The organism is Stutzerimonas stutzeri, from assembly GCF_000952685.1.
GTDB classification, from domain to species: domain Bacteria; phylum Pseudomonadota; class Gammaproteobacteria; order Pseudomonadales; family Pseudomonadaceae; genus Stutzerimonas; species Stutzerimonas stutzeri_E.
The window spans coordinates 123,731-142,671 of sequence record NZ_JYHV01000013.1; the positions used below are offsets into that span (position 1 = coordinate 123,731).

Here is an 18,941-nt window from a genome sequence, read left to right on the forward strand (position 1 = left end):
CGTGCGGTAAGCGAGCGGCTAGTGCCAGGCCTTTCCGGTTTATGCTGTGTTTCCGTATCGGTATTCATGTTTGCAGAGCTGCTACCCCATGTCCCTCGAGTCACGCCTGCTTGATGCCTTGCAACCCTGGCGTACCGCGCCGCATTGGCGCGTGGCGTTTTCCGGGGGGCTCGATTCGACCGTGCTGCTGCATCTGTTGGCGCGTTTGTCGACTCGCGAGCAGCTGCCACCGATAAGCGCGATTCATGTTCACCACGGCCTGCAGCCCGCGGCCGAGGAATGGCCGACGCATTGTCAGTCGGTCTGTGAGCGGCTGGGGGTGACGCTACGCGTCGCGCATGTGCAAGTTGCGTCTGGACCGAGTCTCGAGCGTGCCGCCAGGGAGGCACGCTATGAAGTCTTTAGTGAGCATCTGAAACCTGCTGAGGTGTTGCTCACCGCGCAACATCGGGACGACCAAGCTGAAACCATGCTCTTTCGCCTGCTGCGCGGTGCCGGTGTACGCGGCTTGGCCGGTATGCCTGCGGTTCGAGCGCTGGGTGAAGGTTGGCTGGTGCGGCCGTTGCTGGATGTTGGACGCAACGAGCTTGAGGTCTATGCACGTGAGCACGGGCTGGTTTGGGTCGAAGATCCAAGCAATCAGTGCTTCGACCATTCGCGCAACTTTCTCCGTCATCGGGTCATGCCGGTGCTACAGCAGCGCTGGCCGAGCGCTGCAACCAGCATGGTGCGGGCTGCTAAGCATCTGGGTGAAGCGCAGCATCTGTTGAACGACCTGGCCGAAATCGATTTGCGACAAGCCCAGGTGGGGGGACGCTATCCATGGCTAGGGGTGCCGAGCCTGTGCCTCTCTTCACTCAGGACGTTAAGTCCCGCACGTCAGCGTAATGCCCTGCGGCATTGGTTGGTAAATTGGACGACTCTCCCCGACACTGATCATTGGGCTGGCTGGGATGCGCTGCGTGACGCCGCCTCGGATGCCGCGCCGATCTGGCCGCTGGCTGACGGCGAGCTGCATCGGGGCGACGGGCGTATTTGGTGGCTTTCCGGGCCTTGGCTGGTTACACCGTCAGCGTCGGTCGACTGGCTGCGGCCTGATTGTCGCCTGCAGTTGCCGGGCAATGGCAGCGTGCGCTTGAAAAAGCATGGTACCGAGGGTTCGCTGCAGGTGCGTTACCGCCGCGGCGGCGAGTCGTTGAACTTGCCCGGGCGCGGTCACCGTGATCTCAAACGCTTGTTGAACGAGGCAGGACTGCCAAGCTTTGCGCGCGCGCGCCTGCCATTGCTCTATTGCGGCGACGAGCTAGTCGCCGTGGCGAATCTGCCGCAGTTCGATGTCCAAGCGCTATCGTTGTCCTGGACGCCGCCGGCCGACGCCAGGTTTGAGCTGATGGGGTCTTTCGAGTAGACTACGCTCCCGTCCCAATACAGCTTCTGCGGCTTTCTTCGAAAACCGTGGCAGTTGCGCTATTGCCGCCTTCAGGCGTAATGGCACCTTCGCTTTTCCCCGGCGGCGCTGACCGCTTAACGCAGACTTCTAGGGTTTTTCATGACGCGCTACATCTTCGTCACGGGTGGTGTTGTTTCTTCATTGGGGAAAGGCATTGCCTCGGCTTCATTGGCGGCCATCCTGGAGGCGCGGGGCCTGAAGGTCACGATGCTCAAGCTGGACCCTTACATCAACGTCGATCCGGGCACCATGAGCCCGTTCCAGCACGGTGAAGTGTTCGTCACCCATGATGGCGCCGAGACCGATCTGGACCTGGGACATTACGAGCGGTTCATCCGCACGACCATGACCCAGAACAACAACTTCACCACCGGCCGCGTCTACGAAGACGTGCTGCGTCGCGAGCGCCGCGGTGATTACCTGGGTGCGACCATCCAGGTCATCCCGCACATCACCGATGAGATCAAGCGCCGCATCATCAAGGGCGCCGGTGATGCCGATGTCGCTCTGGTGGAAGTTGGCGGTACCGTGGGCGACATCGAGTCGCAACCCTTCCTCGAGGCGATCCGCCAGCTGCGCGTCGAAGTCGGCGCCAAGCGCGCCATGCTGATGCACCTGACGCTGGTGCCTTACATCGCCACTGCTGGCGAGACCAAGACCAAACCGACTCAGCACTCGGTCAAGGAGCTGCGTTCCATCGGTCTGCAGCCGGACGTGCTGGTGTGCCGCTCCGATCATCCGATCGATGTGTCTTCGCGTCGCAAGATCGCGTTGTTCACAAACGTTGAAGAGCGCGCGGTGATCAGCCTTGAAGACGTTGACACCATCTACAAAATCCCAGGCGTTCTGCATGCCCAGGGGCTGGATGACTTCGTTGTTGAACGCTTCGGGTTGGAGTGCGGCGGCGCGGATCTCTCCGAATGGGATCGTGTGGTCGATGCCAAGCTGAACCCGGAGAAAGAAGTCACCATCGCCATGGTCGGCAAATACATGGAACTTCTGGATGCCTACAAATCTCTGATCGAGGCAATGAGCCACGCTGGCATCCAGAGCCGTACCAAAGTGAACCTCCGCTATATCGACTCCGAAGACATCGAAAACCAGGGCACCGGCCTGCTGGAAGGTATGGACGCGATTCTGGTTCCAGGCGGTTTCGGCTTGCGCGGCGTGGAAGGCAAGATTGCCACGGTGAAATATGCCCGCGAGAACAAGATCCCCTACCTAGGGATCTGCCTCGGAATGCAGGTGGCGGTAATCGAGTTCGCCCGTGACGTGCTCGGCTGGACCGACGCCAATTCGACCGAGTTCGACAAAGACAGCAGCCATCCCGTCGTCGGTCTGATCACCGAGTGGGCGGATGCCACCGGCACTGTGGAAACCCGCACCGATGCGTCCGATCTGGGCGGCACCATGCGCCTGGGTGCGCAGGAGTGCGGCCTCGAGGCGGGCTCCAACGTCTTTGCTTGCTATGGCAAGGAGCGCATCGTCGAGCGCCACCGCCACCGTTATGAAGTGAACAACAACCTGTTGCCGCAGTTGCAGGCGGCCGGTCTGAAGATCACTGGCCGTTCCGGCGACGGTGCGCTGGTTGAAGTGGTCGAGGCGCCGGATCATCCGTGGTTCGTGGCGTGCCAGTTCCATCCTGAATTCACCTCCACGCCGCGTGATGGCCATCCGTTGTTCAGCGGTTTCGTCAAGGCAGCGCTGGATCATAAGGCGGGCAAGGCATGAGCCAGAAGACCATCCGCGTCGGCAATATCGAGATCGCCAACGACAAGCCGTTCGTACTCTTTGGCGGCATGAACGTGCTGGAGTCCCGTGATCTCGCGCTGCAGATCTGCGAAACCTACGTGAAGGTCACCGAGAAACTAGGCATTCCATACATCTTCAAGGCCAGTTTCGACAAGGCCAATCGCTCGTCGATCAACTCATTTCGCGGTCCGGGCCTGGAAGAGGGCATGCGCATCTTCGAAGAGGTCAAGAAAACTTTCGGCGTGCCGGTGATCACCGACGTTCACGAGCCCTATCAGGCGCAGCCGGTGGCTGAGGTCTGCGACATCATTCAGCTGCCGGCTTTCCTGTCGCGCCAGACTGATCTGGTGGTTGCCATGGCCAAGACCGGTGCGGTGATCAATATCAAGAAGGCTCAGTTCCTCGCGCCTCAGGAAATGAAGCACATCCTCGCCAAATGCGAGGAGGCCGGTAACGATCAGCTGATTCTCTGCGAGCGCGGTTCGTCGTTCGGCTACAACAATCTGGTCGTCGACATGCTCGGCTTCGACATCATGAAGCGCATGCAGTATCCGGTGATCTTCGATGTGACCCACGCACTGCAAATGCCGGGTGGCCGTGCCGATTCGGCCGGTGGCCGCCGTGCTCAGGTTACCGATCTGGCCAAGGCCGGGCTCAGCCAGGGGCTTGCCGGCCTCTTCCTCGAAGCGCACCCCGATCCGGACAATGCCAAGTGTGACGGCCCTTGCGCCTTGCGTCTGGACAAGCTCGAACCCTTTCTCACCCAGCTCAAGCAGCTGGATGATCTGATCAAGAATTTTTCGCCAATCGAAACTGCTTGAAGCCTTGAAGCTATCTACGGAGTGTTAATAAAAATGGCAAAGATCGTCGACATCAAAGGGCGTGAAGTTCTCGACTCCCGTGGCAACCCCACCGTGGAAGCGGACGTTATCCTGGATAACGGCATCATCGGCAGCGCCTGTGCGCCGTCCGGTGCTTCTACCGGTTCCCGCGAGGCGCTGGAACTGCGTGATGGCGACAAGAGCCGTTATATGGGCAAGGGTGTGCTGAAGGCCGTCAGCAACATCAACGGTCCAATCCGTGATCTGCTTCTGGGCAAGAATCCGCTGGATCAGAAAGCACTCGACCGCGCTATGATCGAGCTGGACGGCACTGAGAACAAGGCATCGCTGGGCGCCAACGCAATCCTCGCGGTTTCGCTGGCTGCTGCCAAAGCCGCTGCTCAGGACCAAGACCTGCCGCTGTACGCACACATCGCCAACCTCAACGGCACGCCTGGTCAGTACTCCATGCCGGTACCGATGATGAACATCATTAACGGCGGCGAACATGCCGACAACAACGTCGATATCCAAGAGTTCATGGTGCAGCCGGTTGGGGCCAAGACCTTTGCCGATGCGCTGCGCATGGGCGCGGAAATCTTCCATCACCTGAAAGCCGTGCTCAAGGCGCGTGGCCTGAGCACCTCGGTCGGTGATGAAGGTGGTTTTGCGCCGAACCTGGCGTCCAACGAGGACGCGCTGGCAGCCATTGCCGAAGCCGTGGCCAACGCCGGTTACAAGCTCGGCGACGACGTCACGCTGGCCCTCGACTGCGCTTCCAGCGAGTTCTTCGAGAACGGCAAGTACGACCTGGCCGGTGAAGGCAAGGTCTTCGACGCGGCTGGCTTCGCCGATTACCTGGCTGGCCTGTCCGAGCGCTATCCGATCATCTCCATCGAAGATGGCATGGACGAGTCCGACTGGGACGGCTGGAAGGTTCTGACCGACAAGATTGGCAAGAAGGTCCAGCTGGTTGGCGACGATCTGTTCGTGACTAACACCAAGATCCTCAAGGAAGGCATCGAGAAGGGCATTGGTAACTCGATCCTGATCAAGTTCAACCAGATCGGCTCGCTCACTGAAACCCTTGAAGCCATCCAGATGGCCAAGGCCGCCGGTTACACAGCCGTAATCTCGCATCGCTCCGGCGAGACCGAGGACAGCACCATCGCCGACCTGGCTGTTGGTACTGCCGCAGGTCAGATCAAGACCGGCTCGCTGTGCCGTTCCGATCGCGTTTCGAAATACAACCAACTGCTGCGTATCGAAGAGCAGCTCGGCGGAAAAGCAGCCTACAAGGGTCGTGCCGAGTTTCGCGGCTGAGCCCAGGCATGCTAGAAAGGGCGGCGTTAGTCGCCCTTTTTTTGTGGATAAGGATCAGCGCTGCTATGGTCGTTCGTACAAGCGGCGCTTGCAGACTGCTCGTTCAGCAAAGGAAGGCCCAAGCATGTCCCCGACCGCCGCCCATACACCGTTACTGGAAATCAATCGAATCCGTTCCATGCCCTCCATGCGCAGTCCCCACTGGTTGTTCGTCGTACTGATCCTGCTGCTGGGCGGGCTGCAATACCGCCTTTGGGTGGGTGAGGGCAGCCTCGCTCAGGTCAGTGGGCTGAACAAGCAGATCGCCGAACAGCAGGGCGAAAATCAACGCCTGCTCGAACGCAACCGCATTCTTGAAGCTGAAGTGATGGAACTCAAGCAGGGCATGGAAACGGTCGAGGAGCGTGCTCGCCACGAACTCGGCATGGTCAAAGAGGGCGAAACTCTCTACCAGCTCACCGAGTGAGCGTGGCCATGCTTCCGTCGTTCTGGGTTGTCATTCCGGCTGCCGGTGTTGGCAGCCGTATGCGTGCCGATCGGCCCAAACAGTACTTGCCTCTGGCCGGCAAGACGATCATCGAACATACCCTTGACTGCTTTCTCGATCATCCCCGATTGCTGGGATTGGTGGTCAGCCTGGCGCCCGCAGATCCCTACTGGCCCCGGCTGGAGAGCGCCAGTGATTCGCGCATTCAGCGTTCCGATGGTGGAGCCGAACGTGCCGAGTCGGTACTTTCGGGGCTGCGTCGTTTAGCGGAATTGGGCGCACGAGACGAAGAGTGGGTGCTGGTCCATGATGCGGCGCGTCCTAACCTGGCGCGAGATGATATCGATAGACTGCTCGGTGAATTGATGGATGATCCGGTCGGCGGTTTGCTCGCTGTACCTGCGCGCGATACGCTGAAACGGGCCGGGGACGACGGACGCGTGCAGGAAACCATCGATCGCAGCGTGATCTGGCAGGCCTTCACCCCACAGATGTTTCGCCTCGGCGTGCTACGTGATGCGCTCGCCGGCGCGCTCGAAGCTGGCGCGCCGGTCACCGACGAGGCTTCGGCGCTGGAGTGGGCGGGGCACAGCCCGAAACTGATCGAGGGGCGTTCGGATAATCTCAAGATCACTCGCCCGGAAGATCTGCACTGGTTGGAACAGCGCTGGCAATCCTGATCGTCAGCGCTGTTCAGTTCGGTCGATTGGCGAGGGCCCGTCGTCTCCCGACTAGTAACGATAGATCGCAGCCGCGCCGCTCTGGGTCGGCATGCGTTCGGTTGGTACCGAGATTACTTCACCGCCTTGCTCAATCGTCCAGATAGACAACTCATCGAGCAGGTCGGGCGTGGTGGCCGAGTCATCATCGACCGCTAGCGCCTTGCCCTGCTGCTTATCCGCCACACCCGGAATCTGCCGCTCGGCTTCGACGAGTAATGTTGCTACGCGTCCTTCAAGGGTAGCCTGGCCGATCTGTTCGAGCTCATCGCTGGCCAGGCCCTGCCCGCGTGATTCTCCGTACTGGTCGATGAAGCCCTCCAGGCGCTTGAGGTAACGCGGCTGCATAACCATCCAGCTCTTCTCCCGCAACTCATCGTAGCTGAGCAGCGAAGCATCGTTCTCGATGCCCTCCGGTAGCAGGAACTCGTTGTGGCTGAGCTTGCGAAAATGAAACTGGTGCTCTGGCAGCGCGGCGAGGATCAATGGCAGCCGGGATCTGCGGCTATGGTGTTCGAGAATGGCGCGGTCCACCTCCCGGAAGAAGCGCTCGCGGTCCCGATCGATCTCATCCTGCCGGCCAGCACCTCCGCTTTCCATCTGCATCGGATCGCCGCGCTCGCTGGCGCGACCGTAGCCTTGAGGAAATCCGGTTTGGCCTTTTTCGGTCAGCTCACGACCAAGTGCTTCCTCCAGGGTTTTCGGAACGCCATCGGCGAGCGGCACTTCGTCGATGCCGTCACGGTTGCCCTCGAACAGGCGAACCGAGTCCAGTGTGATCGCGAGGATCTGATAACGGTCGGCGGACTGGGCAATGCGCAGCAACGGTTTGAGGTGCATACGGTCATTGGCGACGGCGAGCTCCGGCACGCTGCGTTGCAGGCGGAATACCTCGAAGTAGTCTGCCGCACCGAACACCGCCAGTCCGTCACGGTTGGAATTCCAGAAATCGATGTCGTCGATCAGGTCATGGAATGGCTTGAGCAAAGTCTTGGCCTGGTCTGCGCGGCCTTGCTGCTTGAGCGAGTCCTCGAGCTGACGGACCAGGTGCTTGAAACGGATAGGGTCTTGCTGGCGCTCGGGAAAGCTGCGATGGGTGGGCTGGTATAACGACAGACAAGGGGCTTCGCGCTTTGCCAGCAGTTGAGACATGGTTTCACGATCGAGCAATCTGTTCATGCACGGCCTCTCTAATAAATCAGATGGTTCGGTCCCTCGTGATGTGAACGGCCTGGTTCGGCAGGTCGTTATCAATGATGGTTGAACTTATCCAGCGCATGCGCCAGTGCATGGCTGAGCTTCTCTGCGGCACCATCGATGGCAAGTGTCATGGAGTCGGCCTTGTGGGTCGTCGAGATCGGCTCGTGGCCTTTGACCCTGGCCTCCATCTGGCAGCGCTTGTCCTGAGGGCCCTTCTTTCCGCTGTTCTCGTCGTTGAGATGAACTTCGACTCGGGTCAGCTGATCATCGAAACGCTCCAGCTCGCTCTCCACCGTTGCCTTTACGTGCTCCTCCAGGTTGCTGGTTACGTTGACGCTGTGATTGCTGTTCACCAGAATCTGCATGATGTCCTCCTGATTGAATCGCCGGATAGCTCCAGGCAAAGCGCAAAGCGCAAAGGGCACCGGCTACAGAATATCGACGTGGCCAGAATAGCCGGGTTCCGCCTGAGCTTGGCAGTCGGACGCGCGGCGCAGTCGCAACTCAATCGCGTTCGTCACGGTACTCGGGGCGCATGGAAAGTCCTTCCTTGAGCGCATGGATCAGCAATCGCACTTTCGGCAGAGGGTACCGTCGCTGCGGATACACGGCCCAGACCGCCGTGTTCGGTGGCTGGTTGGCCTCCAAAAGCGAAACCAGTTCGCCACGGCGTAGCGGTTCTTGTACGTAATAGTCCGGCAGTTGGCAGAGGCCGAAGCCACGCAGCGCGGCGTCGAGCACTGCCTGACCGCTGTTGCAGCGCCAGTTGCCGGTGGGTTTGAAGGGGTGCTCGCGGCCGTCCACTTGAAGCATCCAAGTGTCACCCGTGCCGACCAGGCAGTTATGGCGCGCCAACTCCGACAAGGTGTGTGGCCGCCCGTAGTGCTCAAGATAGGCTGGCGCTGCACAGAGATACATGGCGCGAGGTGCCAGTCGCGTTGCCACCAGACGCGACTCGCTGAGCCGACCGAGGCGTATCGCCAGATCGTAGCCCTCCTGGACCAGGTCAAGGGTGCGGTTCGAGAGTTCGATCTCGACTCGCAGCTGTGGATGCTGCGCCATGAACTCGTTGACCAGCGGTACGATGAAGCGCTCGCCATAAGCCACCGCGGCGGTCATGCGCAGCAGGCCTGTCGGTGAGGCGTGCAGATCGCTGATGGCATGAAAGGCTTCGTCGCGCTCCTCGATCAACCGCTGGCAGCGCGCCAGAAACGTGTGGCCGGCCTCCGTCAGCGATACTCGCCGCGTGGTGCGGTAGAGCAGCCGAGCCTGCAGGCGTTCTTCGAGGCGCGCCACCTGACGGCTGATATGCGAAGACGAAACCCGTAACTGCTCGGCCGCACGCATGAAGCTTGCGCATTCGGCTACGGCGACGAATTCATCAAGACCTTCCCAGCGATTCATCGGTAACTCCTGCAGTGGTAGGGTGTGCCTGATTATCCCCATATGGCAATAATGTTTCCATAATCGAGCCATTAACCCTGGCGGCCAAGCAAACTACACTGCCTGGCACTGTTAACCACTCGCGAGTAGAGTCCATGACCATCAAATCCCGCGCGGCAGTCGCCTTCGCCCCTAATCAACCCTTGCAGATCGTGGAAGTGGACGTCGAGCCGCCCAAGGCCGGTGAGGTGCTGGTGCGTATCGTCGCCTCAGGTGTTTGCCATACCGATGCCTATACGCTGTCCGGTCAGGACTCGGAGGGCGTGTTCCCCTGCATCCTCGGGCATGAGGGTGGCGGTATCGTTGAGGCCGTGGGCGAGGGCGTGACCTCGGTGGCTGTAGGCGATCACGTGATCCCGCTGTATACGGCCGAGTGCGGTCAATGCAAATTCTGTAAATCCAACAAGACCAACCTGTGCAGCTCGGTTCGCGCGACCCAGGGCAAAGGCCTGATGCCGGACGGCACCAGCCGCTTCTCCTACCAGGGCCAGCCGGTCTACCACTACATGGGTTGTTCGACCTTTTCCGAGTACACCGTGCTGCCGGAAGTGTCCGTGGCGGTGATCCCGAAGGAAGCGCCACTGGACAAGGTCTGTCTGCTGGGCTGTGGCGTGACCACCGGTATTGGTGCGGTGCTCAACACCGCCAAGGTGGAGGAGGGCGCCACCGTGGCCATCTTCGGTCTCGGCGGCATCGGCCTGGCGGCAATCATCGGAGCCAAGATGGCCAAGGCTTCGCGCATCATTGGCATCGACATCAACCCGTCGAAGTTCGCCATCGCCGAGGAATTGGGCGCCACCGACTTCGTCAACCCGAAGGACCACGACAAGCCGATCCAGGACGTCATCGTGGAGATGACCGACGGCGGCGTCGATTACAGCTTCGAGTGCATCGGTAACGTGCAGCTGATGCGCGCCGCACTGGAGTGCTGCCACAAGGGCTGGGGGGAGTCGACCATCATTGGCGTGGCGCCGGCCGGTGCGGAGATCAGCACCCGTCCCTTCCAGCTGGTCACCGGGCGGGTCTGGCGTGGCAGTGCCTTCGGTGGGGTCAAGGGGCGCACCGAGCTGCCGAGCTACGTGGAAAAGGCGCAGAAGGGCGAGATCCCGCTGGATACCTTCATCACCCACAATATGGGGCTGGACGAGATCAATAAAGCGTTCGATCTGATGCATGAAGGCAAGAGCATTCGGACCGTCATTCATTTTTGATCAGTATGTCGCGCCGCATCGACCCGGCCCATACCGGCCGATGTGGCGTGCTGCCAGGAGGGCCTATGAGCCTTGAGAACATTTCCTGCCAGAAGAGCTTCGGTGGCTGGCACAAGCGCTATCGGCACCGTTCGACCAGTTTGAACTGCGACATGATCTTTGCGGTATATCTGCCGCCCCAGGCCGAGCAGGGCGAGAAGCTGCCGGTGTTGTACTGGCTGTCCGGCCTGACCTGCTCCGACGAGAACTTTATGCAAAAGGCCGGCGCGCATCGCTTGGCCGCGGAGCTCGGGCTGATCATCGTCGCGCCGGATACCAGTCCACGCGGCCCGGATGTACCGGATGATCCTGCCGCCGCCTACGATTTCGGCCTCGGTGCGGGATTCTACCTCAACGCCACCGAGGAGCCCTGGGCTCAGCACTACCGTATGCACGATTACGTCGTCGATGAGCTGCCTGCATTGATCGAGGCCAATTTCCCGGTTTCAGACAGGCGCGGCATCAGTGGGCATTCGATGGGTGGGCACGGTGCCCTGGTTTGCGCATTGAGGAATCCGGGGCGCTACCATTCGTTGTCCGCCTTCGCGCCCATCAGCAATCCCGCCGATTGCCCTTGGGGCGAAAAGGCCTTTTCCGGGTATCTGGGCGCGGATCGTTCCCGTTGGCGTGAATGGGATGCCTGCGCGCTGATCGCCAAGGCCGAGGAAAAACTGCCGATCCTGGTGGACCAGGGCGACCGCGATGACTTCATGGCCAATCAGCTCAAGCCCGAGGCGCTCGAAGCTGCCGCCAAGGCTGCGGAGCATCCATTGACGCTGCGCATCCAGCCTGGCTACGACCACAGCTATTACTTCATCGCCAGCTTTATCGACGACCACCTACGCCATCATGCGCGGGCGCTAAAGGCGTAGAGTGTCGGGCGAAGCACCGTCCACGCCTTTGCCCCGGGCCGTCTGATTGACGGGCGCATGGCGGGAGTGATCGCTATGCCCAGAAGCATCACGTACTGTAAGCGGAAGAAAAAAGGCCCGACCGGGTAGCCGGTCGGGCCTTCCATCGCAAGGAGCTAGAGCGACGGATAATCGGTATAGCCTTCGGCACCTTTGGCATAGAACAGCTCGGGGCGTGGCTCGTTGAGTGGCGCGTTCTGGCGCAGGCGCTGGACCAGGTCAGGATTGGCGATAAAGGGCACGCCGAAGGCCACGGCATCTGCCTTGCCTTCTGCCAGCCAGGCGTTTGCCTGGTCCTTGGTGAAACGTTCGTTGGCGATGTAAACGCCGCCGAAGATCTGCTTGAGTTGCGGTCCTAGGCTATCTTCGCCAACTTTTTCGCGGCTGCAGATGAACGCAATGCCGCGCTTACCCAGTTCGTGGGCGACGTAGCCAAAGGCCTCGGCCAGGTTGGTATCGCCCATGTCATGAAGGTCTGCCCGGGGTGACAGGTGCACGCCCACACGACCGGCTCCCCAGACACTGATCGCGGCGTCGGTCACTTCGAGCATCAGGCGCGCCCGATTTTCCAAGGAGCCGCCGTACTGATCGGTGCGCTGGTTGGTGCTGTCCTGCAGAAACTGATCAAGCAGGTAACCGTTGGCGCCGTGGATCTCGACCCCATCGAAACCGGCTTCGCGTGCATTTTCGGCACCCTTGCGGTATGCCTCGACGATGCCGGCGATTTCAGCCGTTTCCAGCGCACGCGGTATTTCGTAGTTCTTCATCGGGCGAACCAGACTGACATGCCCGGCGGGTTTGATCGCACTGGGCGCAACCGGTAATTCGCCTCCGAGGTAGATCGGATCGGAAATCCGGCCCACGTGCCAGAGCTGCAGCACCATTTTGCCGCCCTTGGCGTGTACCGCATCGGTGACCTTTTTCCAGCCCTGGATCTGCTCGGAGGACCAGATGCCGGGCGTGTCAGGATAGCCGACACCCATCGGCGCGACCGATGTGGCTTCGCTAATGATCAGGCCGGCTTCGGCGCGCTGCCCATAGTACTCGGCGATCAGGTCACCGGGCACGCGGCCGGGTTCGGCGCGGCAGCGGGTCAGCGGAGCCATGATGATGCGGTTGTTCAACTCCAGATCGCCAATCTTGATGGGGTCGAAAAGTGTAGGCATAGCGAGGCTGCTCCTGGGGTAGGGGGCGGTTATAACGCTTAGAGTTCCTGACCGATGCGGGTCAGAAAGTCCTGGATGGCTGGCTCATTGCGCTTGAAGAAATGCCACTGGCCGATCTTGCGGTTGGTGATCAGCCCGGCGCGCTGCAGCGTCGCCAGATGAGCGGATACGGTTGATTGCGATAGCCCTGCGCGCTGGTCGATCTGTCCGGCACAGACGCCGTTTTCCAGGGAGTGATGCTGCTCGGGAAAATAGCGTTGAGGTTCCTTCAGCCACTTCAGGATTTCCCGCCGCAGTGGGTGAGCAAGTGCCTTGATGACATCGTCGAGTTCGTCGGGCATTGGTCCGCCTGATTCGTCTGGTTCGGTGTATTGCGATGGGGCGAACTATATATCGTGATTTTCCGATATGGGATCGAACCGGTTGATGGTGTTCATCACGCTCATCGATCCACCGCCGAGAGCATCGCTGCGTATCCGGCTTCACCCGGCGGTCGCGTCCTGTAGAATCGCGGGCTGTCTTTTCAGGGTAATCAGACTATGCGTATCGGCCATGGCTATGACGTGCACCGTTTTGGCGAGGGGGATTTCGTCACGCTGGGTGGCGTGCAGATTCCTCATGGATTCGGCTTGCTCGCCCATTCGGATGGTGATGTGTTGCTCCACGCTTTGAGCGATGCGCTGCTGGGCGCCGCAGCGCTAGGAGACATCGGTAAGCACTTTCCTGATACCGACCCCGCATTCAAGGGTGCCGACAGCCGGGTGCTGCTCCGGCATGTGCTCAAGCAGGTGCAGGCCAAGGGCTGGAAGGTTGGCAACGTGGACGCCACCATCGTCGCGCAGGCACCGAAGATGGCGCCTCATATCGAGATGATGCGCAGCCTGATCGCCGAGGACCTGCAAGTCGGACTGGACCAGGTCAACGTCAAGGCCACCACGACCGAGAAGCTTGGCTTCACCGGGCGTGAAGAAGGCATCGCCGTGCACGCGGTCGCACTGCTGGTCAATGCATGAACGAAGATCAGCTGCTTGGCCCGAGGGCTCACGGTGAGCCCTGTGGCACTGCCGTGCTCAAGGCCGTCGCCGAGGACTTTCAGGTGGACGAGGTCCTGGACATTCCCTTGTCAGGCACAGGCGAGCACCTCTGGCTCTGGGTGGAAAAGCGCAATTTGAATACCGAGGAAGCAGCGCGCCGGATTGCCCGGGCGGCTGGCGTGCCGGCGCGGAGCATCAGCTATGCCGGCCTGAAGGATCGTCAGGCGCTGACCCGTCAGTGGTTCAGCCTGCATCTTCCGGGCAAGGCCGATCCGCAGCTTGGCAAGGCCGAAGACGAAACGCTTAAAATCCTCCAGGCGGGCCGTCATCAACGCAAGCTGCAACGCGGCGCGCATTCGGCTAATGGTTTCACCCTGCGGCTGACCGACTTACGCGCAGACCGGGCAGTGCTGGACGTTCGCCTCGAGCGAATCAAGACTCACGGCATCCCTAATTATTTCGGCCTGCAGCGATTTGGTTTCGAGGGCGGCAACGTCCAGGGCGCACGTGAATACGCCAACCGCCAGGAACTGCCGGCTCAACGCAATCTGCGCTCGCGCCTGCTGTCGGCTGGGCGCAGCTACCTGTTCAATCGGGTGCTGGCCGAGCGGGTGGCCGCGGGCAGCTGGAATCAAGCGTTGGTGGGGGATCTGCTTGCGTTTACCGATAGCCGCAGCTTTTTCCCTGCAGGCGAAGCCGAGTGCGCTGATCCTCGGCTGGCACTGCTCGATCTGCACCCCACAGGGCCGCTCTGGGGCGCTGGAGAGTCGCCAGCTACAGGCGAAGTACAAGCGCTTGAGGCACGGACCGCAGTAGCGGAACCGTCAATCGCCAAGTGGCTCGCAGAAGCCGGAATGAAGCATGAGCGGCGCACTCTTCGCCTCCCCATCGGCGGCTTGTCGTGGCATTATCCCGAGCCTGACATTCTGCAACTTGAATTCGTCCTGCCGACCGGGTGCTTCGCCACTGCTGTGGTGCGTGAACTGGTCAGCCTGGCAGGGCAGACGGACATTTGATGCGTATTCTGATCGCCAACGACGACGGGGTGTATGCACCTGGGCTCGCCGCGCTTTATGACGCGCTGGCGGATTACGCCGAGTGCAAGGTGGTTGCCCCAATCCAGGACATGAGCGGCGCCAGCAGCGCATTGACGCTGGATCGCCCGCTTCATCCGATAACCATGCCGAACGGTTTCATCGGCGTGAACGGTACACCCACCGATTGTGTTCATCTGGGTATCAACGGACTGCTGGACGAAGCACCCGATATGGTGGTTTCCGGCATCAACATGGGTGCCAATCTGGGCGACGACGTGCTGTATTCCGGCACCGTGGCAGCGGCCATCGAGGGGCGCTTCACCGGCCAACCCGCGTTCGCGTTTTCGTTGGTGTCCCGGCTGCCCGACAACCTGCCGACCGCCGCCTATGTCGCGCGCAAGCTAGTCGAGCACCAACAGACGCTCGATCTTCCGCCGCGTACCGTGCTCAGCGTCAACGTGCCTAACCTGCCGCTCGATCACATCCGTGGCATCCAGCTGACCCGGCTCGGCCACCGTCGCCGCGCCAAGCCTCCGGTCAAGCAGGCGAACCCGCGAGGTAAGGACGGCTATTGGATTTCGGTCGCCGGTGACGTCGAAGACGGCGGACCGGGTACCGATTTCCATGCGGTGATGCAGGGCTACGTTTCGATCACCCCGCTACAGCTCGACCGGACCTTCCACGAGGCGTTCAAGGGACTCGATAACTGGCTGGAGGGTGTACTGTGAACCACCGCGGACCAGACGACCTGCTGCGCCACGGCACGGGCATGACCTCGCAACGCACCCGTGACCGCCTGATTCAACGGCTTTACGAGGAAGGCCTATCGGACGCGCGCGTTCTCGAAGTCATCCGACGCACACCGCGCCATCTTTTCGTCGATGAAGCCCTGTCCCATCGCGCCTATGAAGATACCGCGCTGCCAATCGGCCACAACCAGACGATTTCGCAGCCATTCATGGTCGCCCGCATGAGTGAACTGTTGCTGGCCAACGGACCACTGGACAAGGTACTGGAGATCGGCACCGGTTCCGGTTACCAGACAGCCGTGTTGGCGCAACTGGTCGAGCGGGTTTTCTCAGTCGAGCGCATCCAGGCGCTGCAAGATCGGGCAAAAGAGCGTCTGGTCGAACTCAAGTTGCGCAACGTGGTCTTTCGCTGGGGTGATGGTTGGGAAGGCTGGCCTGCATTGGCGCCCTACAACGGCATCATCGTTACCGCGGCGGCAGCCGATGTGCCACAGGCCCTGCTCGATCAACTGGCTCCCGGCGGGCGGCTGGTGATACCGGTCGGGGTTGGCGAAGTCCAGCAATTGATGCTGATCATTCGAGAGGAAGACGGTTTTTCCCGCCACCTGCTGGACACCGTGCGCTTCGTGCCGCTGCTCAATGGACCTGTAGTTTGATCTCAGCGGAAGGAAGCATGAAAAACGCGTTGATGTTGTACGCCAAAGGCATGGCCATGGGCGCGGCGGATGTGGTTCCGGGCGTGTCGGGCGGAACAGTAGCCTTCATCACAGGTATCTACGACGAATTGCTGCGTTCCATCGGTGCTGTGCCCAATGCGCTCGGCCCATTGCTGCGTGGTCGCATCAGCGAAGCGTGGCGTATCGCCAACGCGAGTTTTCTGCTGGTGCTGTTCGCCGGCATCCTAACCAGCGTGCTCAGCTTGGCCAAGCTGATCACCTATCTGCTGGAGCATCATCCGATTCCGGTCTGGTCGTTTTTCTTCGGTCTGATTCTGGTTTCGGTGCATCTGGTCAGCAAAGAAATCCAAAGACGCAGCGTGTCACGTCTGGTCAGCCTGTGCGCAGGGATCGGCTTTGCCTACTGGATTACCGTCGCGGCACCCATGCAATGGAGCGCGAGCAGCATCAGTCTGTTCTTTGCCGGCGCCATCGCCATTTGCGCGATGATCCTGCCAGGTATTTCCGGTAGCTTCATCCTGGTACTACTTGGGCTATATCCAGTCATTCTAGGGGCCGTCAAGGCTTTGGACCTGGGAGTCATGCTGACCTTCGCGGCGGGATGTCTTGTCGGCCTGCTGAGTTTCGCCCGCTTGCTGAGCTGGGTGTTGTTGCGCTGGCGGGATCTCACCCTGGCGTTCCTGACCGGGTTGATGCTCGGCTCGCTGAACAAGGTATGGCCGTGGAAGGAAACCTTGACCTGGCGCCTGGATTCCCATGGTCAGCGGGTGCCACTAGTCGAGCAGAACTTGCTGCCCGGTACTTATGGCGAGCTGACCGGACAGGATCCGCAGCTGTTGCTGGCCGTACTGTTGGCGGTGGCTGGCGTTGCCCTCGTGCTCGGACTCGAGTGGTTCGCCGGACGGCGTCAGCCACTGGCGGAAACGGTCTGAACAGTCTTGTCGATCAAAGGGAGCGAGCAGTGAAGCTCACAGCCACCATGCGGTGGATAAGCACTTCGTCCATCCGTTGCGCACTTGCCGCCATCGTGGCGGCTACCTTGCTTGCCGGGTGTGCCAGCTCACCTTCGGGTGGCGTGCATGTCGTGGATCGTAATAGTCGCGATCGTGTGACCAGTGGCCAGTATGTCGTCCAGCGCGGCGATACGCTGTGGTCGATCGCCTTTCGCTTTGGCTGGGATTGGCGCGATCTGGCACGGGTCAACGGCATCAGTCCGCCTCATGTCATTTATCCGGGACAGGCGATTCGTTTCAGTGGGCAGGCACCACGGACCGTAGCCACCCGTCCGGCTCCTCCTGCGCCAAGTTCTAAGCCTGTGGTGGTCGCGACACCGGTCCCGACGCCACCGCCTTTGACCCGGCCCAGCGTGCCGGCGCCCAAAACGCCCGTGGCGACCACACCGGTCACTCCTGTAACCCGCTCCGCAAGTGGCTGGGCCTGGCCTGCGGGCGGTACTGTAATAGGCCGGTTTTCCTCAAACGGCAGTTTGAATAAAGGCATTGATATCGCCGGGGAATTAGGACAGCCTGTTTTAGCTGCTTCTGATGGGGCTGTTGTGTACGCCGGTAGTGGTTTACGGGGTTACGGCGAACTTGTGATCATCAAGCACAGCGATACCTATGTAAGTGCCTACGGTCATAACCGCAGGCTGCTGGTTCAGGAGGGTCAACAAGTCAAGGCTGGGCAAAGAATTGCCGAGATGGGATCGACTGGAACCGACCGGGTGAAGCTGCATTTCGAGATTCGCCGCCAAGGCAAACCCGTAGATCCTCTGCAATACCTACCCAAGCGCTGATTTGTATTATTTTCCTGTTCCGGCACTAGGAGGGGCTTGAGCGTTACCAGGGAGTGCGTGTCGCCCGAGCCTGTTGTCGAACTCAGAACAGGAAAACAATAATGGCTCTCAAAAAAGAAGTGCCGGAGTTTGACGTAGACGATGCCGTTCTACTCATGGAACCTTCCGCGGAGGTCGAACCGATCGGTGACCTGCCTCGCGTCGGTTCAGCTGGCACCCGATCCAAGACCGCAACTGTCAAGCAACACAAGTTCATCGATTACACCCGGGCGCTCGACGCCACTCAGCTGTACCTCAACGAAATCGGATTTTCTCCTCTCCTGACTCCCGAACAGGAAGTGCATTACGCACGCCTCGCGCAAAAGGGCGATCCGGCGGGGCGCAAGCGCATGATCGAAAGCAACCTGCGATTGGTGGTGAAGATTGCTCGGCGCTACGTGAACCGGGGGTTGTCATTGCTGGATCTGGTCGAGGAGGGCAACCTTGGGCTGATTCGGGCTGTCGAGAAATTCGATCCCGAGCGTGGTTTCCGTTTCTCCACCTACGCCACTTGGTGGATTCGACAGACCATCGAGCGGGCGATCATGAACCAGACCCGCACCATTCGCCTGCCGATACATGTGGTCAAGGAACTGAACGTCTATCTGCGCGCCGCCCGTGAGCTGACCCAGAAGCTCGATCACGAACCCAGCCCGGAGGAGATCGCCAATCTGCTCGAAAAGCCGGTTGCAGAGGTTAAACGGATGCTGGGGCTCAATGAACGTGTGACTTCGGTGGATGTATCGCTAGGGCCAGACACGGACAAGACGTTGCTTGACACACTGACCGACGACCGGCCGAGTGATCCTTGCGATCTGCTGCTCGACGATGACCTGTCAGAGAGCATCGACCAGTGGTTGTCCGATCTGACCGAGAAGCAGCGTGAAGTGGTAATCCGCCGCTTCGGTTTGCGTGGTCATGAGAGCTGCACTTTAGAGGAAGTTGGCCAGGAAATCGGCTTGACCCGTGAGCGGGTACGGCAGATCCAGGTCGAGGCACTCAAACGCTTGCGTGAAATTCTCGAGCGTAACGGCCTTTCGAGCGAATCCCTGTTCCGTTAACGCCCCCGTACTACCCCTTGCCGAGCG

Annotated in this window: 19 protein-coding genes and 1 pseudogene; 15 read left to right on the forward strand and 5 right to left on the reverse strand. The window is 60.5% G+C overall.

Annotated features, from left to right (window positions below; all coding sequences use genetic code 11):
* The first annotated feature begins 88 nt into the window (after positions 1-88).
* The 6 genes from tilS (at position 89) to ispD (ending at position 6,513) form a co-directional block, all read left to right on the forward strand.
* On the forward strand, positions 89-1,408 hold the full coding sequence (gene tilS / locus UF78_RS06710; RefSeq protein WP_045161299.1) for a tRNA lysidine(34) synthetase TilS: 1,320 nt from the start codon (positions 89-91) through the stop codon (positions 1,406-1,408).
* A 141-nt stretch (positions 1,409-1,549) separates the two neighbouring features.
* Entirely contained in the window at positions 1,550-3,181 is a 1,632-nt protein-coding gene (locus UF78_RS06715; protein WP_045161300.1) for a CTP synthase, read from the forward strand.
* On the forward strand, positions 3,178-4,023 hold the full coding sequence (gene kdsA / locus UF78_RS06720) for a 3-deoxy-8-phosphooctulonate synthase (protein ID WP_045161301.1): 846 nt from the start codon (positions 3,178-3,180) through the stop codon (positions 4,021-4,023). The genes UF78_RS06715 and kdsA overlap by 4 nt, the downstream gene beginning before the upstream one ends.
* 33 nt (positions 4,024-4,056) lie before the next feature.
* Positions 4,057-5,346 (forward strand): phosphopyruvate hydratase, encoded by a 1,290-nt coding sequence (gene eno / locus UF78_RS06725; protein WP_045161302.1) that lies wholly within the window; start codon positions 4,057-4,059, stop codon positions 5,344-5,346.
* A gap of 187 nt (positions 5,347-5,533) precedes the next feature.
* Positions 5,534-5,812, forward strand: a complete 279-nt coding sequence (gene ftsB / locus UF78_RS06730; protein ID WP_045161323.1) for a cell division protein FtsB — start codon at positions 5,534-5,536, stop codon at positions 5,810-5,812.
* Between the two features lie 8 nt (positions 5,813-5,820).
* Entirely contained in the window at positions 5,821-6,513 is a 693-nt protein-coding gene (gene ispD, locus UF78_RS06735; protein WP_045161324.1) for a 2-C-methyl-D-erythritol 4-phosphate cytidylyltransferase, read from the forward strand.
* Positions 6,514-6,564: 51 nt separating this feature from the next.
* Here the strand turns inward: ispD and UF78_RS06740 are convergent, their stop codons facing one another.
* The 3 genes and pseudogenes from UF78_RS06740 to UF78_RS06750 all read right to left on the reverse strand — a co-directional run bounded on the left by UF78_RS06740 (position 6,565) and on the right by UF78_RS06750 (position 9,156).
* Positions 6,565-7,731, reverse strand: coding sequence for a hypothetical protein (locus tag UF78_RS06740; protein WP_045161303.1), 1,167 nt, complete (start codon positions 7,729-7,731; stop codon positions 6,565-6,567).
* Between the two features lie 86 nt (positions 7,732-7,817).
* Positions 7,818-8,117 (reverse strand): annotated as a pseudogene (hpf, locus tag UF78_RS06745) (ribosome hibernation-promoting factor, HPF/YfiA family); the annotation flags it as partial.
* 139 nt (positions 8,118-8,256) lie between these two features.
* Positions 8,257-9,156, reverse strand: a complete 900-nt coding sequence (locus UF78_RS06750; protein ID WP_045161305.1) for a LysR family transcriptional regulator — start codon at positions 9,154-9,156, stop codon at positions 8,257-8,259.
* Between the two features lie 134 nt (positions 9,157-9,290).
* Between UF78_RS06750 and UF78_RS06755 the strand changes: the two genes are divergently transcribed.
* Both UF78_RS06755 and fghA read left to right on the forward strand, forming a co-directional pair.
* On the forward strand, positions 9,291-10,406 hold the full coding sequence (locus UF78_RS06755) for an S-(hydroxymethyl)glutathione dehydrogenase/class III alcohol dehydrogenase (RefSeq protein ID WP_045161306.1): 1,116 nt from the start codon (positions 9,291-9,293) through the stop codon (positions 10,404-10,406).
* Between the two features lie 65 nt (positions 10,407-10,471).
* Positions 10,472-11,317 (forward strand): S-formylglutathione hydrolase, encoded by an 846-nt coding sequence (fghA, locus tag UF78_RS06760; protein WP_045161307.1) that lies wholly within the window; start codon positions 10,472-10,474, stop codon positions 11,315-11,317.
* A 155-nt stretch (positions 11,318-11,472) separates the two neighbouring features.
* On the opposite strand, the gene UF78_RS06765 is transcribed toward fghA, so the two are convergent.
* Together UF78_RS06765 and UF78_RS06770 are read right to left on the reverse strand one after the other, a co-directional pair.
* Positions 11,473-12,522 (reverse strand): alkene reductase, encoded by a 1,050-nt coding sequence (locus UF78_RS06765; RefSeq protein WP_045161308.1) that lies wholly within the window; start codon positions 12,520-12,522, stop codon positions 11,473-11,475.
* Between the two features lie 38 nt (positions 12,523-12,560).
* A complete protein-coding gene (locus tag UF78_RS06770; protein ID WP_045161309.1) occupies positions 12,561-12,863 on the reverse strand; it encodes an ArsR/SmtB family transcription factor in 303 nt (100 codons plus the stop codon).
* A 198-nt stretch (positions 12,864-13,061) separates the two neighbouring features.
* Here UF78_RS06770 and ispF point away from each other — a divergent pair, with 198 nt between their 5' ends.
* The 7 genes from ispF to rpoS all read left to right on the forward strand — a co-directional run bounded on the left by ispF (position 13,062) and on the right by rpoS (position 18,914).
* Entirely contained in the window at positions 13,062-13,535 is a 474-nt protein-coding gene (gene ispF / locus UF78_RS06775) for a 2-C-methyl-D-erythritol 2,4-cyclodiphosphate synthase (RefSeq protein ID WP_045161310.1), read from the forward strand.
* Positions 13,532-14,572, forward strand: a complete 1,041-nt coding sequence (gene truD, locus UF78_RS06780) for a tRNA pseudouridine(13) synthase TruD (RefSeq protein ID WP_045161311.1) — start codon at positions 13,532-13,534, stop codon at positions 14,570-14,572. The genes ispF and truD overlap by 4 nt, the downstream gene beginning before the upstream one ends.
* Positions 14,572-15,321 carry a 5'/3'-nucleotidase SurE gene (surE, locus tag UF78_RS06785; protein ID WP_045161312.1) on the forward strand — a complete coding sequence of 250 codons (750 nt, stop codon included), beginning with the start codon at positions 14,572-14,574 and terminating at the stop codon, positions 15,319-15,321. The genes truD and surE overlap by 1 nt, the downstream gene beginning before the upstream one ends.
* A 41-nt stretch (positions 15,322-15,362) precedes the next feature.
* Positions 15,363-15,998, forward strand: a complete 636-nt coding sequence (locus UF78_RS06790; protein ID WP_045161325.1) for a protein-L-isoaspartate(D-aspartate) O-methyltransferase — start codon at positions 15,363-15,365, stop codon at positions 15,996-15,998.
* 17 nt (positions 15,999-16,015) lie between these two features.
* A complete protein-coding gene (locus tag UF78_RS06795; protein WP_045161313.1) occupies positions 16,016-16,951 on the forward strand; it encodes a DUF368 domain-containing protein in 936 nt (311 codons plus the stop codon).
* A 47-nt stretch (positions 16,952-16,998) separates the two neighbouring features.
* Positions 16,999-17,814 carry a peptidoglycan DD-metalloendopeptidase family protein gene (locus UF78_RS22545; RefSeq protein WP_080890564.1) on the forward strand — a complete coding sequence of 272 codons (816 nt, stop codon included), beginning with the start codon at positions 16,999-17,001 and terminating at the stop codon, positions 17,812-17,814.
* 101 nt (positions 17,815-17,915) lie between these two features.
* Entirely contained in the window at positions 17,916-18,914 is a 999-nt protein-coding gene (rpoS, locus tag UF78_RS06805) for an RNA polymerase sigma factor RpoS (protein WP_045161315.1), read from the forward strand.
* The last annotated feature ends 27 nt before the right edge of the window (positions 18,915-18,941 follow it).